Raw genomic sequence first — 20,463 nt, 5'->3', positions numbered from 1 at the left:
GCAGTGATGGACCGGGACGAGGTCGACCGTGCGCTGAGCAGGCTGGCCGCCGAGCACGAGGCCGTGGAGACCTCGCTGCTGGCGCTCCAGGACCACGCCGGGCGGCGGCTGCTGGAGGGCGCCGAGCTGACCGGGGTGACCAAGGAGCGCTGGGCGGCGGCGGACACGGCGATCACCCGGCTGTGGAAGTACTTCGACGCCTACAGCGGCGCCCTGGAGGCCGCCCGGGACCTGCGGGAACGGCGGCGCCGGCCCGGCCGGGAGGAACTGGCCGAGCTCACCGAGCGGCTGCGCGGACCCGGCGTGCTGATCGCGGGCGCCGCCGCGGACGGCGAGCGGCTCACCGAGCGGCTGTCGCTGGCCGAGCTGGTGGCCCGGATGAACGAGCTGTACGCGGGCTCCCTGGACGTGGTGGTCGCGGCCGACGCGGTGTGGTCGGCGCTGCCCGCCCGGATCGACCTGCTCGCCGCCGAGCTGCGCCGCACCCGCTCGCTGGCGCACTCGGTGGGCGTGCGGCCCGGTGCGCACCCGTCGGGCGACGACCTGGAGGAGATCACCGCGGAGCTGGCCGCGCTGCGCGCGGAGGTCATCGCGGACCCGCTGGCGTTCTGGGCGTCCGCGGCGGGCAGTTCGGCGCCGGGCAGCGGCCGCCCGGACACCGGGCGGTACGACCGGGCGGCGCTCGCCCTGGAGGACGTACGGCGGGAGGTGGAGGCCGTGCTGGACGTACGGCAGGACGCCGAGCAGCGGCTGATCGGCCTGCGGGACGTGCTGTCGCGGGCGGACCGGACGCTGGCCGAGGCGCGTACGGCGCGCGGCGAGGTGCTGGCGAAGATCGCGGCCTCGGAGGTGCCCGCGGTGAGCGGCCCGCCGACGGCGCTGCAGGAGCAGCTGGCGGCGGCGGCCGAGTACCGGCGGAACGCCCAGTGGCACCGGCTGTCCCCTCTGCTGGACTCCCTGGAGGACCGGGCCGAGGACGAACTCCACCGGGCCCGCGAGTCGTTGACGGCGGTGACCGCGCCGCTGGCGGTGCGGGCGGAGCTGCGCGGGCGGCTGGACGCGTACCGGGCGAAGACGGCCCGGCACGGGATGGCGGAGGATGCCGTACTGACGGAGCGCTACGACACGGCGCGGCGGATGCTGTGGAGCGCGCCCTGCGACCTGCGGGCCGCCGAGCAGGCGGTGCTCCGCTACCAGCAGGCGGCGGCCGAGGCACTCTCGCCCGCCCGCAGAGAGGACGGTGACGCATGAGCGGCCTGGCAGGGACCCCGTGCCGGCGCCCCGACTGCACCGGGGCGTACGAGGACATGGGCGGCGGGGAGCTGTACTGCGACACCTGCGGCATCGCGCCGGAGGCGGCGGCGTCGGAGCTGGTGTCGGCGCCGACCGGGATGACGAGCGCGGCGCGCGGCTCGTCCTCGGTGCCGTCGTCCCCGTCGGCGCGCGCGTCGGACCCCTCGTCCCGCGCCTCGCACTCCTCCCGGTCCTCTTCGCGCTCCTCGCGTTCGGCCTCCTCCCGGCGGTCGGTCTCGGGGCGGCTGTCGCGCTCGCTGAGCGGGGCCGCCTCGGCCCGCTCGACTTCGGTGTCGGTGTCGGTGCGGAGTTCGGGCTCCCGGTCGGCCTCGTCCGGCCGGAACCGGCTGGGCGCGGGGCTGGTGACGGTGCCGGAGGTGCCCCGCCCGGACCCCTCGACGGCGGTGCTGGCGAACCCGGAGGTGCCCGAGCGCAAGCGGTTCTGCTCGCGTTCGGACTGTGGGGCGCCGGTGGGCCGGGCCCGCGGTGACCGGCCCGGCCGGACCGAGGGCTACTGCACCAAGTGCGGCCACCCGTACTCCTTCGTGCCCAAGCTGCGGGCGGGCGACGTGGTCCACGGCCAGTACGAGGTGGCCGGCTGTCTGGCGCACGGCGGTCTGGGCTGGGTCTACCTGGCGGTGGACCGGGCCGTGTCGGACCGCTGGGTGGTGCTGAAGGGCCTGCTGGACACCGGTGACCAGGACGCGATGGCGGCGGCCATATCGGAACGCCGGTTCCTCGCCGAGATCGAGCACTCCAACATCGTCCGCATCTACAACTTCGTGGAGCACCTGGACCAGCGGACCGGCTCGCTCGACGGCTACATCGTGATGGAGTACGTCGGGGGCAAGTCCCTGAAGGAGATCGCCAACGAGCGGCGGCGGCCCGACGGCCGGCGCGACCCGCTGCCGGTGGAACAGGCGTGCGCGTACGGCATCGAGGCCCTGGAGGCCCTCGGCCACCTGCACAGCCGCAACCTGCTGTACTGCGACTTCAAGGTGGACAACGCCATCCAGCAGCGGGACCAGCTGAAGCTGATCGACATGGGCGCGGTCCGGCGGATGGACGACACCGAGTCGGCGATATACGGCACGGTCGGGTACCAGGCGCCGGAGGTGGCGGAGGCCGGCCCGTCGGTGGCCTCCGACCTGTACACGGTGGCACGCACGCTGGCCGTGCTGACCTTCGACTTCCAGGGCTACACGAACGTGTTCGTGGACTCGCTGCCGGATCCCGAGCACATCGAGGTGTTCCGCCGGTACGAGTCCTTCTACCGGCTGCTGGTCCGGGCGACCGACCCCGACCCGGACCGCCGGTTCGCCTCGGCGCAGGAGATGGCCGACCAGCTGACGGGCGTCCTGCGGGAGGTCGTCGCCCTCCAGTCCGGCCGCCCCCGCCCGCACCTCTCCTCCCTCTTCGGCCCGGAACCCCGCGTCCCCGACACCCGCCTCTTCACCGACGACCCGTCCTACGAGGTCTCCCGTCTGGGGCTCCGCCACCCGGCTTCCGCGGGCACCCGCCCACCCTTCCGCCGCCCGCGCCGCGGTGTGGGCAGCACCGCCGGTGTGGGCAGGCGTCCCGCAGGGCGGGACGGGTGGGCACACCGGGACAACGCCGCCCAGCAGCCGTACCCCGCCCAGCCCGGACCCCCTGGTCCTACCACCCCGCCAAGCGGAGCGCAGCCCCTCGGCAGCACCGCCACGCACGTGTCGGGCTCCCCCGCCGCAACGGCGACCGCCGGCCCCGTGCCCGCCCCCCGCCAGGCCGAGGCGTCGGCCGTACAGCCGGGTACCCAGGGCGAGTTCGCCCTGACCGCACACCCCGGCCGGGCCGGACACCACGGCCCCGCCTCACTCGCCCCGCCCGACCCCCAGTGCACCGCCCTGGCCCTGCCCCTCCCCCTCGTCGACACCACGGACCCCAACGCCGGCTTCCTCGCCGGCCTCCTCGCCTCCGCCCCCGCCGACCTGCTCGGCGCGCTCGCCGCCGCGCCCGCCGATTCCGCCGAGCTCCGGCTCCGCGAGCTCCGCGCCCATCTGGAGCTCGGCGAACCGCACGTCGCGGGCCGGGCCCTGGACGACCTGGAGGCCCGCCACCCCGACGACTGGCGGGTGGTCTGGGCCCGCGGCGTGGTCTCGCTCGCCGTCGGCGACGACGAGGCCGCCGCGCTGTCCTTCGACGCGGTCTACGACGCCTTCCCGGGCGAGCCCGCGCCCAAGCTGGCGCTGGGCCTGTGCGCGGAGATCCTGGGCCAGTTGGACAACGCCGCCGAGTACTACCGCCTGGTGTGGATCACCGACCCCGGTTTCGTCAGCGCCGCGTTCGGGCTGGCCCGGGTCCGGCTGGCCACCGGCGACCGGCCCGGAGCGGTGGAGACGCTGGAATCCGTACCGGAGTCGTCCATCCACTACACCGCCGCCCGGGTCGCCGCCGTACGGGCACGTCTGCGCGAACGGTCCCCGCAGGAGCCCCTGCTGGCCGACCTCAGGGCCGCTGCGGGGCAGGTGGAGGCGCTGCGCCGGTTCGGGCTCGGCCCGGAACTGCACGAGCAGCTCGCGGCCGAAGTTCTGGGCTCGGCCCTGGACTGGGTACTGTCGGGTAGCCGGGGTGCCGACCCCGGCCGGACCTCGCTGCTCGGCAGTCAACTCGACGAGCGGGGGCTGCGCTTCGGCCTGGAACGCTCGTACCGCGTGCTGGCCAGGCTGGCCCAGCGGGGTGAGGAGCGGATCGAACTGGTGGAACGGGCAAACCGTTTCCGTCCCCGGACGTGGGTGTGAGTGATGGAGCGGATGCATCAGCCGTCGGGTTGCCCCAGCTGCACGGAGCCGCTGGAGGAGGGTGACCGTTTCTGCGGTGTCTGCGGATACGACCTGTCCGCCCCGCCGCCGGACCCTGCCGACCGTCCGACGATGGCCGTGGCCCCGCCGCCGGCGGCCGCCGCGGGCCGCGGCACGGCCGGCCCCGGCTCCGGCCCCGGCGGGACGCACGGCGCGGACGGGCCGTCGCCCGCGCCCGGCTGGGGCAGCGTGGCGAGCGCCGCGCCGACCCTCGTCGACGAGACGGCCGGCTGGACACCTGCGTCCGAGCCGCCGCCGGGTGCGCCGGACGCCGGTTACGGGCCCGTCCGGCATGAAGGCGTGCCGCAGCAGGGCCCGTACGGCGCCACCGCGCACGGCACCGGCTCGGGCGCGCACGGGAGCCCGTACGACGGCCCCTACGGCGGCCCGGCCGGACCCGCCGACGGGCAGCACCGGCCGACCCGCTACGACGGACCGCAGGACCCGTACGGCGTGGCCGCGGGGCACCCCGGCGGCCCGGAGGGTCCCGCGGAGCCGTACGCCCCGGTCTCCGGCGGTGCCGGCGACCCGCGCCCGTACGGCGGCTCCACCGGAACCCAGGACCCCTACGGGGGCGCGCCGCACGGCGGGACGGCCGGGGCCTCCGCCGCCGAGCCCGCTCCCGCCGCTCCCGCCGCCGACCCGGGCGGCACCGGAGGCGCGGCCGACGGTCAGGGCAGGACCTGCATCGCCTGCCGGGCCGGGCACGTGGACCCCGACGGCTACTGCGAGAACTGCGGCCACGCCCAGCCCCGCGAGCGGGACCACGTGGAGGAGGAGCTCGGCAGCGTCGCCGCCGTCAGCGACCGCGGCCTGCGCCACCACCGCAACGAGGACTCCTTCGCGGTGTCCGCGACCGCCCTCCCGGACGGCTCCGCCGCCACCGTGGCCATCGTCTGCGACGGGGTCTCCTCCGCCAGCCGTCCCGACGACGCCTCCGCAGCCGCGGCCGCGGCCGCGGCCGAGACCCTGCTCGACGCCCTGCCGCGCGGCGTGCACCCGCAGGAGGCCATGCACACGGCGATCCTCGCGGCGGCCCAGGCGGTCACCTCCCTCGCCCCGCAGGTGGCGGGCGCGCAGAACGCGCCGGCCTGCACCCTGGTCGGTGCCGTGATCAGCAGCGGGCTGCTCACCGTCGGCTGGGTCGGCGACAGCCGCGCCTACTGGGTGCCGGACGACCGTGCCGCGCTCCCGCACCGGCTCACCGAGGACGACTCCTGGGCCGCCCAGATGGTCGCGGCCGGGCTGATGGGCGAGGCGGAGGCGTACGCCGACGTCCGCGCGCACGCCATCACCGGCTGGCTGGGCGCCGACGCGTACGAACTGGAGCCGCACACCAAGACGTTCCGGCCGGACCACCCGGGCGTGGTCGTCGTCTGCACGGACGGGCTGTGGAACTACGCGGAGTCCGCGGGTGAGATGGCCGCCGCCGTGCCGGCCGACGCGGCCGTGCACCCGCTGCGCAGTGCCCAGGTGCTCGTCGGGCACGCGCTGGACGGCGGCGGGCACGACAACGTGACCGTGGCCGTGGTGCCGTTCGCGCTGCCCCGCTCCCCGGAGTCCGCTCCGGCCGCCGCCCCGCAGGCCTGATCCTCTAGGAGTCCGTCCGTGGCGAACTTCGCCAAGCCGCGTGCGCCCCGCTTCACCGCCGAGGTCTACCAGAACGAGTTCCTCCCGGCGGGCGGGCGGGACGTGAACGCCATCGTCACCGTCACCTCCACCGGCGGCGCGACCGCCACGCACGCCGCGCAGCCCGGCTCGGCCGCAGTCGTGATCATGGTGGACTGCTCCGGTTCGATGCAGTACCCGCCGGCCAAGATGGAGGGGGCCCGGCAGGCCACCGCGGCGGCCGTCGACACCCTGCGCGACGGCACCGCGTTCGCGGTGATCGCCGGCACCCACGTGGCCAAGGAGGTCTACCCCGGGCAGGGCCGCCTCGCGGTCGCCGACGGAACGACCCGGGCGCAGGCCAAGGAGGCCCTGGCGGGACTGCGTCCGGGCGGCGGCACCGCCATCGGCACCTGGCTGCGGCTGGCCGACGGGCTGCTGCGCGGCAGCTCCGCCGCCGTCCGGCACGGCATCCTGCTGACCGACGGCCGCAACGAGCACGAGGAGCCGGAGCGGCTGCGCGCCACCCTGGACGCCTGCGCCGGGCGGTTCACCTGCGATGCGCGCGGGGTGGGGACCGACTGGGAGGTCGAGGAGGTGACAGGGATCGCGGCCGCGCTGCTCGGCACCGCCGACATCGTCGCCGACCCGGCCCGTCTCACCGAGGACTTCACGCGCATGATGGGCGCCGTGATGGGGAAGGAGGTCGCGGACGTCAGTCTGCGGCTGTGGACCCCGGTCGGTGCGGAGATCCGGTACGTCAAGCAGGTCGCACCCAGCGTCCTGGACCTGACGGGCCGCCGGACCGGGGCCGGCCCGCGCGCGGGCGACTATCCGACCGGCTCGTGGGGGGACGAGTGCCGCGAGTACCACGTGTGCGTGAGCGTCCCGGCCGCCGCCGTCGGGCAGGAGATGCTGGCCGCCCGGGTCTCGCTGGTGCTGCCCGATCCGGCGGGCGGGGTGCCGTCCGTGCTCGCCCAGGGCCTGGTGCGGGCGGTGTGGACGAACGACCTGGCGTCGTCGACCGCGATCAATCCGCAGGTGGCCCATTACACGGGGCAGGCGGAGCTGGCACTTGTGATCCAGCAGGGACTGCACGCCCGCAAACAGGGGGATATCGGGAGTGCCACGGCCAAGCTGGGCCGTGCCGTGCAGCTGGCCAGTGCGTCGGGGAACGAGGACACTGCCAAACTGCTGGCGAAGGTGGTCGACGTAGTCGACGCGGCGGCGGGTACTGTGCGGCTGAAGGCAACAGTTGCGGACGCGGACGAAATGACCCTGGAAACCCGGTCAATCCGGACCGTCCGCGTGAAGAGGGGCTGAAGGGCCCCACAGCAGAAGGGGGAAGGGCTCCATGCCGACCTGCCCGAACGGGCACCAATCGGTCTCCGAGGACTGGTGCGAGGTCTGCGGTCACCGCATGGCCGCCGCCCCCTCGGGCGCACCGGCGGCGCCCTCCTACGGTTACGGATTCCCCCCGGCCGGCGGTGACGCGACCGCGCAGGCCGAGCTGTGCCCCCAGTGCCGCACCCCGCGCGAGGCCATGGCGCCGTTCTGCGAGGAGTGCCGCTACAACTTCCTCACCGGGGCGGCGAGTCCGTTCCAGGGCGGCCCGCCGCCGGTGCCCCCGGTGACGCCCGTGTCCCCGATCTCGCCGGGCTCGCCGGTCGCTCCGCCGCCTGGCCCGCCCGCGCAGCCGTCGTACGGGCAGGACCCGTACGACTACCAGGGCTCGCGCCCCTCCCAGGTGAACCGGCCGGCCGAGGCGCTGGGCGGTGGCGGGGACGACTGGCTGCTCCCGCCGCCCGGGCAGCAGCAGGTCCACCAGCCTCGGCACCAGGTCGGGCAGCCGCAGCACCAGGCGCCGCACCAGGGGTACGGGCAGCCTCAGCACCAGCAGCCGCAGCACCACCAGCAGCATCAGCCACAGCACCCGCAGCAGCAGCAGCCGTTCCCGGCCCAGGCGGGACCGGCCCGCTGGTCCGCGACCATCGCCCCCGACCGCTCGTACTTCATGGCGATGATGCAGCGCAGCGGCCCGGAGGCGGTGGGGCTCAACCTGCCCGCCTACTCCCCCGAGCAGCACCTGCCGCTGTCGGGCGAGCAGATCACCATCGGCCGGCGCCGCGCCTCCACCGGCGAGTCCCCCGACATCGACCTGTCGGTCCCGCCGGAGGACCCGGGCGTCTCGCACCAGCACGCCGTCCTGGTGCAGCAGCCCGACGGCAGCTGGGCCGTGGTCGACCAGAACTCGACCAACGGCACCACCATCAACGGCGGCGAGGAGCCGATCCAGCCGTACGTGCCGGTGCCGCTCGCCGACGGGGACCGGGTGCACGTCGGGGCCTGGACCACCATCACCGTCCGCCGCGGCTGACCGGCGCCGCCCCGCCGGTCACCCGGACTCCCCCAGGGGCCACACGTAGGGCCCCTGGGGATCGTCCAGCCAGGACCACTGCCCGCCGCCGGTGACCGTCACCCCGAAGCGCTCCCGGGCCGGCCGGCCCTCGCGCCGCCACAGGTCCAGTGCCTCGCGCGGGTGCAGCGCGCCCGCCGTGAGCAGCAGCATGAACTGGAACCGCTCGCTGTCCAGGAGTTCGTAGGGGATCCCGCCTGCGAGACCGCCCGGTGCCGCGCCCGCGCCGCGCAGCGGCACGAAGTACGCCGGCGTGTGCAGGAACCCGCCCTCGGCCAGGTCGGCGTCGTTCACCCGCAGGGCGATCAGCCCGGTCGACAGCGGTGCCAGGATCCGCGCTCCGGGGCGGCACTGGCCCAGCCAGGCGTGCGGGATCCGGGACAGCGAACAGGTCACGATGATCCGGTCGAAGGGGGCCCGGGCCGGTGCGCCGCGCGCCCCGTCGCCCGTGATCACCGTGGGGTGGTAGCCGAGCTCCGCGAGGTGGGTCCGCGCCGATTCGGTGATGTCCGGGTCGAGGTCGACGGTGGTGACCAGCCCCTCGCCGAGCCGGTGGCAGAGCAGGGCCGCGTTGTAGCCGCTCCCGGCGCCGATCTCCAGCACGTTGTGGCCGTCCCTGACGTCGAGCGCGGACAGCATCCTCGCCATCAGCGAGGGCTGGCTGCTGGAGGAGACCAGCTCGCCGTCGCGCAGCCGGGTGGCCAGCGGCTCGTCGGAGTACACGCCGCGCAGCCAGCGGGCCCGCCGGGCCGGGTCGGGGTCCTCGCCCCACAGCCGCTCGTGCCCGGCCCCGCGCCCGGTGAAGAACCAGGGGACGAAGAGGTGGCGCGGCACGGCGGCGAAGGCCGCCCGCCAGACCGGGTCGCGCAGCACCCCGGCCGCGGCCAGCTCCCGCACCTGCGCGGCGTGCGCGGCCTCCGGGTCCACGCCGTGCTCGTGCTCCCGCGCCATGTGTGCGCCCATGGCTCCACTGTCCTGCGGAGGCGGGGCGCGGGCGAACGGGAAAGCGGGCCGGAGATCCCGGTACCGGCGTCCGCCGTCCGGGTGTCTGCGACGATGGTCGGGTGAATGAGATTCCGCGGGGCACGCTTCAGGAGCAGACGTTCTACGAGCAGGTGGGCGGCGAGGAGACCTTCCGCCGCCTGGTACGACGCTTCTACCAGGGGGTCGCGGAAGACCCGCTGCTGCGCCCGATGTACCCGGAGGAGGACCTCGGTCCGGCCGAGGAGCGGTTCGCGCTGTTCCTGATGCAGTACTGGGGCGGCCCGACCACCTACAGCGACCACCGCGGGCACCCCCGGCTGCGCATGCGCCACGCGCCCTTCCGGGTGGACTCCGCCGCGCACGACGCGTGGCTGGCCCACATGCGGGTGGCGTTGGACGAGCTGGGGCTGGCGCCGGAGCACGAGGCGCAGCTGTGGAAGTACCTGACCTACGCGGCCGCCTCGATGATCAACACCGCGGGCTGAGCGGGGTCCGCGCCACGGCGCGCACCAGGGGGTGTCCGTAGTACTCGGCGAGGAGTTCCAGGGCCTCGGCGGGGTCCTCGCCCGGTACGCCCCGCGGTGCGGGTCCGGGTTCCCCCAGCGGTGGCCGGCCGGCGGCGAGGGCCTCGACGGCCCGGCGTACGGCCACCGCCTCGGCGGCCGCATCCAGCCGGTGTCCCGTCAGGCCGGCGGCGGCGAGCCGCTCGCGCGCGTCGTCGGCGTCGGTGTCGGTGTCGCCGAGGTACGGGCCGAGGGCGAGCAGGCCGTCGCTGATCTCGATGACGTACCGGTAGAGGAGGACGTCCGGGGCGGCGCGCAGCTGCTCCGGCAGCGGCAGCACCACTTCGGGGACGACCCCGCACACGGCCCGCCACAGCGGTTCCAGCGTGCGCAGCCGCCGCCGGGAGGCGCGGTCGGCGCGCCGCTCGGCGAGGGCGGGCCAGGCGATGCCGGCCAGGTGGAGCAGCAGGGCCGCGGCGAGCAGCGCCTGGGTGGTGGGCACGACCACGGCGTCACGGAAGATCCACCAGCCGCTGTCCTGGGCGGCGAGGTAGGCGCAGCGGTGGACGGCGTAGGCGACGGCGGCCGCGGTGCCGCAGCCGAGCAGGTTCAGGGAGGTGCGCAGCGGGCCCGGCGGGGCGTGCCGGCGGTGGCGCAGGCACATCAGGCCGACCGAGGTCACCCCCCACATGACGTACGCCAGGTAGACCGCCCAGTAGGCGTCGTGGGCGGCCGAGCTGCCGTCGGTGAGCAGGTGCTGTTCGCCGTTGGGCCGGGTGCCCGCCGCGAAGGCGGCGGCCAGGGCCGTTCCGGCGAGCGGCAGGGGGAGCCGGTGCAGCCAGGGCCGACGGGGTTCGGGGGCGCCGGAGAGGTGCCGGACGAAGCCGGTCAGGCAGGTGACCGCGGCCATGCCGAGCAGGTGGCCGAAGACGTTGGTGATGCTCTGGACCCCGGTCGTTGCGTCGATGACCCGGCGGACGGCGGGCACCCCGACCGTCACGGACAGGGTGATCAGGCCGACCACGCCGGCGAGCAGCCGGGCGGGGGCCGCGTCGGGGGTGGCGCGCGCCGAGCGGGCCTTGCGGGCGGTGTGCACGGTCAGGGCCCAGAGCGGGGGCAGCAGGACGATCTCGAAGGGGCGTATCCCGGTCACCGGGCGCCACCCCCGAAGAACCGGGCGAGGCGGTCCAGGACGTGTGCGGCGGCGGCGTCGGCCGGGGGGCCGGCGGGCCGGGTGGTGGTGCGGTGGTGGATGAGGGTGGCCATGAGTTCGGCCTGTCGCTCCTGGATCTCGGTGTAGTCGGTGCGGCCCCGGGCGAGCAGCCTGCTCACCATCGCCGGGTCGAGGCCGGGGAAGAGCCCGGTGATCCCGGCCCACTGTGCGTCGGCGGCTTCCTGGCCGTCCGTTCCCTGGTCGCCTGTTCCGTCGCCTTCACCGTCTCCCCCGCCGGTGTTGCCGTGGTCGAGCAGCAGGTGGGCGATCTCGTGCAGGATGATGTGCTGCTGGTGCAGGGGGCTGGTCGAGGTCTCGTAGAAGATGTGGTCGGCGTCGCCGAGGGCGATCCACAGCCCGCACAGCCCCGCCGTCTCCCCCGCCCGCTCGGGAAGCGCGGACAGCACCAGGGGCCGGCCCCGCTGTTCCTCGATGGCCGTGCGGAGCGCGTCGACGGTGACCGGCGTCCCGGCCGGCAGCGGCAGGGCGTCCAGGAGGCCGGCGCACCGGGCGCTGAACTCGGACCAGGAGGTGCTGCGCATCCGCTCGCTCCCCCTCCCCCCGCACGCCCCGTACGGGCGAATTCTAGCCGCGTGGCGCGTCCGGGCCCGGACTCCGGGGGTGGCGTGCGGCCCGCTCGACGAGGTCGCGTACGACGTCCAGGCCCTGGGCGGAGAGGGAGGCGACGGCGGCGGCGCGCAGGGCGACGGCGCGTACGTCGTTGGCCCGCATGGCCTTGATGAGGGCGAGCTGGGCCATGGTCTGCTCGGCGACGGCGTCGTCGACGAAGTAGCCGACGGGGACTCCGAAGAAGGCGGCCAGTGACCGCAGGGTCCCCAGGGTCGGATTGGGCGCCTTGCCGTTCATCAGCATGGAGAGCCGGCCCGCGGACAGGGAACCGCCACCGCCCGGCTCCTCGACGGCCTTGATCCCGTCGACGACCTCCTGGAGGGTGTGCCGCCGGCCGAGCGGCTGGACGTGCGCGAAGAGGTACTCCAGCCGGTCGGCCAGCGCCTGTCCCTCGGTCCCGCTCACCGCTCGCACACCCCTGGGCTCCTGTCGGTCCGCCGTGTCACAGGTGATTGTCCTGCACGTACGGCGGCCACCGGTACCGGGCAGGGCAGACCCCCGTCCCGCCCTTCCCGGCACACGGCAACCGGTGACCTTCTCCTAAAGTGAACCACACGGACCCATGGACGCTCACCACCAGGTACGTCACACCACCTGGCGGGCCGATCGAGAACTTAAAGTGAAGAGGAGTGGGGCGGCGGAACGCACAGGGGCCGGGTCACGCCTTGCGTGACCCGGCCCCTGTGGAGCTTCCGGTGGTTCCGGTGCTCCGGGTGCTTCCGGTGGTTCTTGACGTCAGACCGGGCGGACCTGGAGGGTGCCCAGGCCGCCGCCGGGGCGGCGGGTGGCGATGGAGCCGTACGGGGTCCGCAGGCGCAGCCAGCTCCCCGAGCTGAGCAGGGCCACCGGCGCCGGGGCGCCGGCCGGGCGGGCCGGGGCCGGGACGGTCGTGCGTATCGGCCGCAGGAAGCCCAGGGACTGTGCGGCGTGCACGGCGCGCAGCGGGAGCTCCGTCCCGCCGAGCGTCCGGGACCAGATCTCGCGGCCGATGCGGTCGCGTTCCGCTCGGGTCCGGCGGTCCGCCGGCAGGGCCTCGTCCCGGGCCCGGAACTCGGCGACGGCGGCGGCCACGGCCGCCCGCATCGCCTCGGGTCCGGGCAGCCCGGGGACCTGCTGCCAGCCGCCGCGCGGCGGGAGCACCCCGGCCCACGGCGGCCCGGTGACGGGCGCGGGCACCACGGCGGTGGCGGCGGCCTCGTCGACGGACTCCAGCAGTTCGCCCGCGGAGACCGTGAGGTCCAGCGCGGCCGGCTCGGCCAGCCGTACCGCCCGGATGGCCAGCACGTCGAAGGACGGCGGGCGGCCGAACACGGCGAGCGCGCCGCCGCCCGCCTGGAGGCGGACCGCGGCGGCACGGTCGTAGTGCACGAGCCGGCCCAGGAAGGCGGCGAGGTCCGCCGCCTCCCCGGAGTCGGCCAGCAGCAGGTGCCCCGTCATGCCGCCGCGCCGCCGCGCTGCCGGGCGGAGTCGTCGACGTACTCCTGGAGGAAGTGGCGCTCCTCCTCGGTGATCCGGCGCGGGCGCTGGCTCTCCAGGTCGAAGGGCACGACGACGGTGGACGCGGCGACGTACACCAGGTCCGAGTCCTCGGCGTCCTTGACCTCGTAGGCGATGGTCAGCGACGCCGCGCCTATCTTCGTCACCCACGACTCGATGACGACCGGCTCGTGCCGGTGCACGAGCGGCCGCTTGTAGTCGATCTCGTGCCGGGCCACGACGGATCCGCCCTGGAAGGAGGCGGACCCGTTGCCCGGCGCCAGCCGGAACATGAAGTCGATCCGGGCTTCCTCCAGGTAGCGGAGGAAGACCACGTTGTTGACGTGCCCGAAGGCGTCCATGTCCGACCAGCGCAGCGGGCAGCGGTAGATGTGACGGGCCATGCTCAGCCCCGGGTCAGCTTCTTGTAGGTCGCCCGGTGCGGACGGGTGGCGTCCGGGCCGAGGCGCTCGACCTTGTTCTTCTCGTACGACTCGAAGTTGCCCTCGAACCAGAACCACTTGGATTCGCCCTCGTACGCCAGGATGTGCGTGGCGACCCGGTCCAGGAACCAGCGGTCGTGGGAGACGACCACGGCGCAGCCGGGGAAGTCCAGCAGCGCGTTCTCCAGGGAGCCCAGGGTCTCGACGTCGAGGTCGTTGGTCGGCTCGTCGAGGAGCAGCAGGTTGCCGCCCTGCTTGAGGGTGAGCGCCAGGTTCAGGCGGTTGCGCTCACCGCCGGAGAGCACGCCGGCCGGCTTCTGCTGGTCCGGGCCCTTGAAGCCGAACGCGGAGACGTAGGCGCGGGACGGCATCTCGACCTGGCCGACGTTGATGTAGTCCAGCTCGTCCGAGACGACCGCCCAGAGGGTCTTCTTGGGGTCGATGTTGGCGCGGCCCTGGTCGACGTACGAGATCTTGACGGTCTCGCCGACCTTGATCTCGCCGGAGTCCGGGGCCTCCAGGCCCTGGATCATCTTGAACAGCGTGGTCTTGCCGGCGCCGTTCGGGCCGATGATGCCGACGATGCCGTTGCGCGGCAGGGTGAAGGACAGGTCGTCGATCAGGACCTTCTCGCCGAAGGCCTTGGAGAGGTTGTTGACCTCGACGACGATCGAGCCCAGGCGCGGGCCCGGCGGGATCTGGATCTCCTCGAAGTCCAGCTTCCGCATCTTCTCGGCCTCGGCGGCCATCTCCTCGTAGCGGGCCAGACGCGCCTTGGACTTGGCCTGGCGGCCCTTGGCGTTGGAGCGGACCCACTCCAGCTCTTCCTTGAGGCGCTTGGCGCGCTTCTCGTCCTTCTTGCCCTCGACCTTGAGGCGCTCGGCCTTCTTCTCCAGGTAGGTGGAGTAGTTGCCCTCGTAGGGGTGGGCGCGGCCGCGGTCGAGCTCCAGGATCCACTCGGCGACATTGTCGAGGAAGTACCGGTCGTGGGTGACGGCCACGACACAGCCCTTGTACTGGGCGAGGTGCTGCTCCAGCCAGTTCACCGACTCGGCGTCGAGGTGGTTGGTGGGCTCGTCGAGGAGCAGCAGGTCGGGGGCCTCCAGCAGCAGCTTGCAGAGCGCGACGCGGCGCTTCTCGCCACCGGAGAGGGTGGTGACCGGCCAGTCTCCGGGCGGGCAGCCCAGCGCGTCCATGGCCTGCTCCAGCTGGGCGTCGAGGTCCCAGGCGTTGGCGTGGTCCAGGTCCTCCTGGAGCTTGCCCATCTCCTCCATCAGCTCGTCGGTGTAGTTCGTCGCCATTTCCTCGGCGATCGCGTTGAACCGGTCGAGCTTGCCCTTGATCTCCGCGACGCCGTTCTGGACGTTCTCCAGGACGGTCTTGGACTCGTCGAGCTTGGGCTCCTGCATGAGGATGCCGACGGAGTAGCCGGGCGACAGGAAGGCGTCACCGTTGGACGGCTGCTCGATGCCCGCCATGATCTTCAGGACGGTGGACTTGCCGGCGCCGTTCGGGCCGACGACGCCGATCTTCGCTCCGGGCAGGAAGTTCAGGAAGACGTCGTCGAGGATCACCTTGTCGCCGTGCGCCTTGCGCGCCTTGCGCATGGTGTAGATGAACTCAGCCAAGAGAAACCGTCCGGCAGATCGAGGGATGGGCAGATACACCCATCTTGCCAGCCGTCGCCCCCGGGGCGGAAACCCGTATGGTCAGCGCGGCCACAGGGTGAGCAGCGCCAACAGCAGCAGACCGAGCAGTGACCAGCCGAGCACCCCGATCCTGCGCCGGTGGGGATTGCGCCCCTGGTGCCATGCGGTGTCGTGGAGCGGAGCGTCTCGCATGGCCGGTCAGCATAGGCCGGGCCGCCCGGTACGGCACCCGGGCCGCGCCCCGGGACTCGGGCCGGGTGCCGGGTGCAGGGCCGGATGCCGGGTGCGGACCGGGTGCCGAGTGCGGACGGGGTGCCGGGTCCCGGCTCAGGTCCTGGGGCGGTAGACCGTGAGGGCGCCCGGGAGCTTGTCCAGGACCAGGCCCCCGGGGGCCAGGGCGTACTCGCCGTCGCAGGCGAGGGCGGTGCCCGGCGGGATGTCGGTGACCCGCAGCGAGCGCGCGTGGGTCGCGAAGTGCACCGGGGAGCGGGTGAGCGGGCCGGTGAGGGCGGCGGCGAGCAGCCTGGCCCCGGGGTGGCCGCCGCCCAGCACGAGGCGGAGGTCGAGCTGCGGTTCGTCCAGGCCCAGGCGGCGCCGCGGGGCGGGCCCGGTGCCGTGGTACGTCCCGTTGCCGGCGAACAGCAGCCAGACCGGCACCGTACGGCCGGCCACCCGCAGCCGGACCGGGCGCCGGTCCTTGAGGACCCGCCGGGCGGCCAGCAACGCCGCCGGGCCGGGCCCGATCCGGGGCGCCCAGTGCAGCCGGTACCGCAGCAGGTCCGGGTACACGCCGATGCTGAACGTGTTGAGGAAGTAGCGCGGTCCGGTGACGACGTCCGCTCCGGGCCCGTCGCCGTGCGCGGCCCCGGCGCCGTGCGCGGCCCCGGCGCCGGCGTGCCCGGCGGGGCCGCCGCCCCCGGCAACGCCTCCCCCGGCAGGGTCGCCGCCCCGGGCAGCCTCTCCGCCGCGGGCGGCGTCGCCGCTCCCGTCGCCGCTCCCGGCCGGGGCGGGTCCCGGCTGCGGGTGCGGGGTGATGCGGCCCACGCTGACCCGGACGGCCTCCCCGGCGTTCACGGCCCGGCAGGTGTCCTCGGGCGCGCCCAGGCCCAGGTCGGCGGCGAAGTGGTTCAGGGTCCCGCCCGGGAACACCGCGAGCGGGATCCCCGCGTGCAGCGCCGCGGTGGCGGCCGCGACCACGGTGCCGTCGCCCCCGCACACCCCCAGCGCGGCCGACCCGGCCGCGGCCCGGGCCAGCGTGGCGGGCAGCTCCTCACCCGTGCACTCGACCACCTCCGCCGCCGGCAGCGCCTCCCGCAGCGCCGCCGCGTCCACGGAGCCGCCCGACGCGGTGTTGACCACGACGGTCAGCCCGGCCCCGTCCGCCAGCGCCGGCGCCTCGGCGGGCTGCTCCTCGCCGGGTGCCTTCCGCGCCTCCTCGGCCTTCCGGGACAGCCGCCGTACGACCAGTCCCGCGCCGACCCCGAGGGCCGCGCCCGCCACCACGTCGGTCGGGTAGTGCACCCCGGTGTAGACCCGGGAGAAGGCCACCGAGGCCGCCAGCGGCGCGACCACCGCGCCCCAGCCGGGCGCCGCCGTCGCGACCCCCGTGAGGAAGGCGAAGGCCGACGCGGAGTGCCCGGACGGGAAGGAGGTGGTCCACGGCTGCCGGGCGGGCAGGCGCGCCGCCGGAACGCCCTCGGTCAGCGGACGGGCCCGCCGTACGGTCCACTTGCCCACGGTGTTGACGGTGGCGGAGGCCAGCGCCAGCGAGGCCGCCCCGTGCAGGGCCGCCCGGCGTGCCGGAGCCTGCCCGAAGAGGGCGAGCCCCGCCGCCACCCCACCCCACAGCAGGCCGTGGTTCGCGGCCCGGCTCAGCCGGGGCAGCACCCGGTCGCCGCCCGGCCAGTGGCGCCGCGCAACCACGTCGAACAGCGCCCGGTCCCATCGGGCGACCGCTCCCCGCCAGGTGACCGGGCCGCCGTGGGCGGCCGCCACGGGCCCCGTCGTACTCGTCTCCAGTCCGGCGTTCATTCCGTTCGACTACCCGGATCCACCCGGTCCACTAACAAGGGGTCACTCCGCTTGTGTAGGCCCCGCGCTTCCCGACCACCGCGGCCTGGTTGTTCCTACGATCGGCCGCATGGGGGACGTGTTCGCACCGGGGACGGTTCTGGCCGGGAGCAAGTACCGCATCGACGGACTGCTCGGCAGCGGCGGGATGGCGCAGGTGTACCGGGCCTACGACCTCGGGCTCGCGCGCCCGGTCGCGGTCAAGACGATGCGGCCGGGACTCGACCTCGACGACGGGGCGGCGGCCCGCTTCCGCGACGAGGCGCGCGCCATGGCCGCCCTCGACCATCCGCACGTGGTGACCGTGCACGCCACCGGCGAGGAGCCGCGGCCGGACGGACCGCCGGTGCCGTACTTCGTGATGGAGCTGGTGAACGGCCCCTCGCTGGCCGAGCGCCTGCAGACGCGGGGCGCGCTCCCCGTGTCCGACGCGGTGCCCCTCGCGGACCAGGTCCTCTCCGCACTCGGTCAGGGCCACGGGCAGGGGCTCGTGCACCGCGACATCAAACCGGGGAACATCCTGCTGGCCCCGGGCGGCATCGCGAAGGTGGCGGACTTCGGGATCGCCCGGGCCCTCACCCGGACCGCGGGGACGGGGACCCGGGCGGGGATCGGCACGCCCCACTACATGTCGCCGGAACAGGTGCGGGGCGCGGCGGACCTCGACGGGCGGTCCGACCTGTACGCGGTCGGACTGCTGCTCTTCGAGATGCTGACGGGCCGCAGGCCCTTCGACGGGGACGACGCGATCGCCCTCGCCGTGCAGCACCTCACCGCTCCGCCGCCGACGCTGGCGGCCTCCGGGCTGCCCGGCCACCCGCGGCTGGAGGCGGTGGTGGCCCGGGCGCTCGCCAAGCAGCCGGAGGACCGCTACCCGGACGCGGCCGCGATGCGCGGCGCCCTGCGGGAAGCCGTCACCGCCGACGAACCGTCCCGTCCCCGCCCGCCGCGCGCGACCGATGCGTCGGCCGGAGCGTCGGCAGGGGCGGCAACGGGGGCGGCGGGCGGTGCGTGGGCCGCCCCCCGGAGTCCGACCGCGGGCTACACCGCACCCGCGGCGCACGCCCTGTTCCCGCCCCTCCCGCCCCCGCCCGGACCGGCGCCCACCAGGCCCGTGCCCACCGGACCGGCGCCGCGGGGTCAGGCGGGGGTGCTCGCGCCCGCCCTGCCGCTGCCGCGGCGGACGCGCCTCCTCCACGACGGCCGGCTGGCCGTGTGCGCCGTCCTGGCGGTGACGGCCTGGTCCTTCGGAGTCTGGGGAGAGCAGGACAACCTGCTCTGGGCCGCGCTCGTCGGGCTGGCCGCAGGGATGACCGGTGCGATCGGCTCCCTGCCGGTATGGCGTCCCGGCAGGGGGACACCTGCCTCCCCGCACACCTCCCGGTACCGGGTGCTCTCCTGGATCCTGCTCCTCGCCAACCTGTACTGCGTGGTGGGTGGCCTGGTGACGGCGGTGAAGGTCGGCGCCGAGCTGGAGGACTGCGTACCGAACTACGGCAGCACGTGCGCGCGCTTCCAGGACGCGGTCCGCTAGGACCGGAACCGGGCCGGCCCGGTCCTGGCGGGCGGCGGCGCTACGCCTCGTCCTGGCGCTACGCCCCTTCCTCCTCGTCCAGCGGGCGCTTGCGCAGCAGGACGACGACCAGGCCGCCGAGGACGACCAGGCCGACCGCCAGCGAGGCGATCACCGGGGTGGCGGCGGAGCTGCCGCTGGTGGCCAGGCGGTCGTCGCCCTCCTCCTCCGTGGACAGGTCCGAGGCGGCCGATGCCGCGGCCACCCCGACCGCCGTGCCCGGCGCCCCCGGCGCGCCGTGGACCGTCAGGGTGCGGGCCGCGGGCCAGACGGCCGTGCCCGTGGCCGTGGCCGCGGAATCGCTGGACCCCGCCACGATCTGGGCCTGGCTGTGCCCGCCGCTGGTGAAGACCCGGCCGACCGGGACCTTCGTGGCGCCGTGGATCGTCACCGAGGCGGTGCCGTCCGGGGTGCCCGCCGGCACCTCGAAGTACAGCCGGGTGCCGTTCGCCGCGCTGGTCACCGGCTGTCCGTCGGCGTCCACCACCCGCACCCCCATCCGCTGGGCGGCCGCGTCGGGCAGGACCGTCACCACCTGCGCGCGCGTCCGGACGGTGACCGGCCCCACTCTGGTCCCGGCCGGTCCCGACACGTCGGCGGGCTCCAGGCTCAGCGAGGCGGGCGGCTCGGGCAGCCGCTGTGCCGCACGCTGGAGGTAGCCGGCCAGCTTCTCCGCCGCCGGATCGGCCGCCTGTACGTCGGCGCCCTCGGTCAGCCGCCAGATCGCGACCTGGGTGCCGGCCGCCGCGCTCTCCGCGGTGAGCGCACCGGCCCCGGCCGCCTTCGCCAGCCCGGCCAGGTCGTTCAGCTGGGGGTAGGAGTGCTCCAGCACCCAGCGGATCCGGCCGGCCTCGCCGTTCCCGCCGAGCGGGCTGCCGCTCCACGCCGTCTCGGTGTACCGCTCCTCCGGCTGGGCGAAGCCGGCCAGGCCCACCCCGTAGGTCTGCAGCATTCCGCCGCCGTCGACGCGCATCTCGTACAGCCCGGCCGGTACCTGGCGAACCATTCCGTCCTGCCCGCGCAGCACGGCCTGGCCGAAGGTCTTCAGCCCGTCGAGCACGGCGCTCGCGCCTTCCGGCGGCCGGGACACGGGCGGCCCCTCGGCCTCGGCGGCCAGGGCGGGACCCGGCGCCGCCGCGAGGGCGGCGGCGAGCAGCGCGACGGCCAGCGGCCGTCGTACGCCGACAGAAACGGAACGTGCGGGAACGGCAATGGACACAGTCTTCCCCTTCGGGCCGAAGCCCCAGGCGTCCGTGAGTACCGGGGAATCCTAGCGGTCTCGAACACCTAGACCACCGCCCCCTTCTGAGCTTCCGTCAGCATGGGTTCCGCCCTGGCCACCCGACGGAAGGCCGCGGTGCCCCGGCTCAGGTCGTGCCCGACGGCCACCGCGTCCACATCGGCCGAGAACCACCTCTGGCCGTCCCGCTCCTCGTCCCGGACCCGCAGCCGGCCGTGCACCACCAGCGGCTCGCCGACCGCGACCGACCCGGCCACGTTGGCGGCGAGGGAGCGCCGCACCCACACCGTGTAGAAGCTGGTCGGCCCGTCCGTCCAGGCCTGCTTCTGCCGGTCCACGAACCGCGGCCGCACGGCGAAACGGAATCTCGCCGACGGCCCGTTCACAGTCTCCCGGTAGTCGACCTGTGTCGCCACGTGGCCCACCAGCGTCACCAGGGTCTCGTTCATCCCCGTCACCCCTCCCGCTCCACATCACCCGTACGCACCGCCGTCCGCGGTCACGTACGAACATGCTGCGCCCCGCGGC

General features: G+C 75.0%; 18 protein-coding genes. 7 read left to right on the top strand and 11 right to left on the bottom strand.

The window, feature by feature from the left end:
* Window positions 1-6: 6 nt before the first annotated feature.
* Genes AB0O36_RS30655 through AB0O36_RS30635 form a run of 5 tightly spaced genes read left to right on the top strand, consistent with a single transcriptional unit; the run spans window position 7 to window position 8,115 of the window.
* The gene (locus tag AB0O36_RS30655; RefSeq protein ID WP_365115843.1) at window positions 7-1,251 is read left to right on the top strand and encodes a hypothetical protein; all 1,245 of its coding nucleotides are present in this window, start codon (window positions 7-9) and stop codon (window positions 1,249-1,251) included.
* Entirely contained in the window at window positions 1,248-4,070 is a 2,823-nt protein-coding gene (locus AB0O36_RS30650) for a tetratricopeptide repeat protein (protein WP_365115807.1), read from the top strand. The genes AB0O36_RS30655 and AB0O36_RS30650 overlap by 4 nt, the downstream gene beginning before the upstream one ends.
* 3 nt (window positions 4,071-4,073) lie before the next feature.
* Window positions 4,074-5,720, top strand: a complete 1,647-nt coding sequence (locus AB0O36_RS30645; RefSeq protein ID WP_365115805.1) for a protein phosphatase 2C domain-containing protein — start codon at window positions 4,074-4,076, stop codon at window positions 5,718-5,720.
* An 18-nt stretch (window positions 5,721-5,738) separates the two neighbouring features.
* Entirely contained in the window at window positions 5,739-7,061 is a 1,323-nt protein-coding gene (locus AB0O36_RS30640) for a VWA domain-containing protein (RefSeq protein ID WP_365115803.1), read from the top strand.
* Between the two features lie 31 nt (window positions 7,062-7,092).
* On the top strand, window positions 7,093-8,115 hold the full coding sequence (locus AB0O36_RS30635) for an FHA domain-containing protein (protein ID WP_365115801.1): 1,023 nt from the start codon (window positions 7,093-7,095) through the stop codon (window positions 8,113-8,115).
* Between the two features lie 18 nt (window positions 8,116-8,133).
* Here the strand turns inward: AB0O36_RS30635 and AB0O36_RS30630 are convergent, their stop codons facing one another.
* Window positions 8,134-9,117, bottom strand: a complete 984-nt coding sequence (locus AB0O36_RS30630; protein ID WP_365115799.1) for a methyltransferase domain-containing protein — start codon at window positions 9,115-9,117, stop codon at window positions 8,134-8,136.
* A gap of 101 nt (window positions 9,118-9,218) precedes the next feature.
* Here AB0O36_RS30630 and AB0O36_RS30625 point away from each other — a divergent pair, with 101 nt between their 5' ends.
* A complete protein-coding gene (locus tag AB0O36_RS30625) occupies window positions 9,219-9,623 on the top strand; it encodes a globin (RefSeq protein ID WP_365115797.1) in 405 nt (134 codons plus the stop codon).
* Here AB0O36_RS30625 and AB0O36_RS30620 read toward each other — a convergent pair.
* The 8 genes from AB0O36_RS30620 to AB0O36_RS30585 all read right to left on the bottom strand — a co-directional run bounded on the left by AB0O36_RS30620 (window position 9,607) and on the right by AB0O36_RS30585 (window position 17,083).
* The gene (locus AB0O36_RS30620) at window positions 9,607-10,794 is read right to left on the bottom strand and encodes an MAB_1171c family putative transporter (protein WP_365115796.1); all 1,188 of its coding nucleotides are present in this window, start codon (window positions 10,792-10,794) and stop codon (window positions 9,607-9,609) included. The two genes, AB0O36_RS30625 and AB0O36_RS30620, sit on opposite strands and share 17 nt — an antisense overlap.
* Window positions 10,791-11,396, bottom strand: coding sequence for a hypothetical protein (locus AB0O36_RS30615; protein WP_365115794.1), 606 nt, complete (start codon window positions 11,394-11,396; stop codon window positions 10,791-10,793). The genes AB0O36_RS30620 and AB0O36_RS30615 overlap by 4 nt, the downstream gene beginning before the upstream one ends.
* A gap of 43 nt (window positions 11,397-11,439) precedes the next feature.
* Window positions 11,440-11,889: a helix-turn-helix domain-containing protein gene (locus tag AB0O36_RS30610; RefSeq protein ID WP_365115793.1), complete on the bottom strand. Its 450-nt coding sequence runs from the start codon at window positions 11,887-11,889 to the stop codon at window positions 11,440-11,442.
* A 330-nt stretch (window positions 11,890-12,219) separates the two neighbouring features.
* Window positions 12,220-12,921 (bottom strand): hypothetical protein, encoded by a 702-nt coding sequence (locus tag AB0O36_RS30605; RefSeq protein ID WP_365115791.1) that lies wholly within the window; start codon window positions 12,919-12,921, stop codon window positions 12,220-12,222.
* A complete protein-coding gene (locus AB0O36_RS30600; protein ID WP_365115789.1) occupies window positions 12,918-13,364 on the bottom strand; it encodes a thioesterase family protein in 447 nt (148 codons plus the stop codon). The genes AB0O36_RS30605 and AB0O36_RS30600 overlap by 4 nt, the downstream gene beginning before the upstream one ends.
* A 2-nt stretch (window positions 13,365-13,366) precedes the next feature.
* Complete coding sequence (ettA, locus tag AB0O36_RS30595) at window positions 13,367-15,031, bottom strand: energy-dependent translational throttle protein EttA (RefSeq protein WP_365115787.1); 1,665 nt, start codon at window positions 15,029-15,031, stop codon at window positions 13,367-13,369.
* A gap of 81 nt (window positions 15,032-15,112) precedes the next feature.
* Window positions 15,113-15,244, bottom strand: a complete 132-nt coding sequence (locus tag AB0O36_RS30590) for a hypothetical protein (protein ID WP_365115785.1) — start codon at window positions 15,242-15,244, stop codon at window positions 15,113-15,115.
* Between the two features lie 135 nt (window positions 15,245-15,379).
* Window positions 15,380-17,083, bottom strand: coding sequence for a phosphatase PAP2 family protein (locus AB0O36_RS30585; RefSeq protein WP_365115783.1), 1,704 nt, complete (start codon window positions 17,081-17,083; stop codon window positions 15,380-15,382).
* Window positions 17,084-17,192: 109 nt separating this feature from the next.
* Here AB0O36_RS30585 and AB0O36_RS30580 point away from each other — a divergent pair, with 109 nt between their 5' ends.
* Window positions 17,193-18,656, top strand: a complete 1,464-nt coding sequence (locus AB0O36_RS30580; RefSeq protein ID WP_365115781.1) for a protein kinase — start codon at window positions 17,193-17,195, stop codon at window positions 18,654-18,656.
* 58 nt (window positions 18,657-18,714) lie between these two features.
* On the opposite strand, the gene AB0O36_RS30575 is transcribed toward AB0O36_RS30580, so the two are convergent.
* Both AB0O36_RS30575 and AB0O36_RS30570 read right to left on the bottom strand, forming a co-directional pair.
* A complete protein-coding gene (locus AB0O36_RS30575) occupies window positions 18,715-19,914 on the bottom strand; it encodes a thioester domain-containing protein (RefSeq protein ID WP_365115779.1) in 1,200 nt (399 codons plus the stop codon).
* Between the two features lie 68 nt (window positions 19,915-19,982).
* The gene (locus AB0O36_RS30570) at window positions 19,983-20,384 is read right to left on the bottom strand and encodes a single-stranded DNA-binding protein (protein WP_365115778.1); all 402 of its coding nucleotides are present in this window, start codon (window positions 20,382-20,384) and stop codon (window positions 19,983-19,985) included.
* Window positions 20,385-20,463: the final 79 nt, after the last annotated feature.

The organism is Streptomyces sp. NPDC089799 (assembly GCF_040684755.1).
Classification (GTDB): domain Bacteria; phylum Actinomycetota; class Actinomycetes; order Streptomycetales; family Streptomycetaceae; genus Streptomyces.
The sequence above is the reverse complement of the archived record's forward strand: the minus strand, read 5'-3'. Positions and strand labels throughout refer to the sequence as shown.

Excerpts from the sequence above, each read along its gene's own strand:
- AB0O36_RS30655 (WP_365115843.1), top strand. The coding sequence starts at position 7 with ATGGACCGGGACGAGGTCGACCGTGCGCTGAGCAGGCTGGCCGCCGAG.
- AB0O36_RS30650 (WP_365115807.1), top strand. The coding sequence starts at position 1,248 with ATGAGCGGCCTGGCAGGGACCCCGTGCCGGCGCCCCGACTGCACCGGG.
- AB0O36_RS30645 (WP_365115805.1), top strand. The coding sequence starts at position 4,074 with ATGGAGCGGATGCATCAGCCGTCGGGTTGCCCCAGCTGCACGGAGCCG.
- AB0O36_RS30635 (WP_365115801.1), top strand. The coding sequence starts at position 7,093 with ATGCCGACCTGCCCGAACGGGCACCAATCGGTCTCCGAGGACTGGTGC.
- AB0O36_RS30630 (WP_365115799.1), bottom strand. The coding sequence starts at position 9,117 with ATGGGCGCACACATGGCGCGGGAGCACGAGCACGGCGTGGACCCGGAG.
- AB0O36_RS30615 (WP_365115794.1), bottom strand. The coding sequence starts at position 11,396 with ATGCGCAGCACCTCCTGGTCCGAGTTCAGCGCCCGGTGCGCCGGCCTC.
- AB0O36_RS30605 (WP_365115791.1), bottom strand. The coding sequence starts at position 12,921 with ATGACGGGGCACCTGCTGCTGGCCGACTCCGGGGAGGCGGCGGACCTC.
- AB0O36_RS30600 (WP_365115789.1), bottom strand. The coding sequence starts at position 13,364 with ATGGCCCGTCACATCTACCGCTGCCCGCTGCGCTGGTCGGACATGGAC.
- AB0O36_RS30590 (WP_365115785.1), bottom strand. The coding sequence starts at position 15,244 with ATGCGAGACGCTCCGCTCCACGACACCGCATGGCACCAGGGGCGCAAT.
- AB0O36_RS30585 (WP_365115783.1), bottom strand. The coding sequence starts at position 17,083 with ATGAACGCCGGACTGGAGACGAGTACGACGGGGCCCGTGGCGGCCGCC.
- AB0O36_RS30580 (WP_365115781.1), top strand. The coding sequence starts at position 17,193 with ATGGGGGACGTGTTCGCACCGGGGACGGTTCTGGCCGGGAGCAAGTAC.
- AB0O36_RS30570 (WP_365115778.1), bottom strand. The coding sequence starts at position 20,384 with ATGAACGAGACCCTGGTGACGCTGGTGGGCCACGTGGCGACACAGGTC.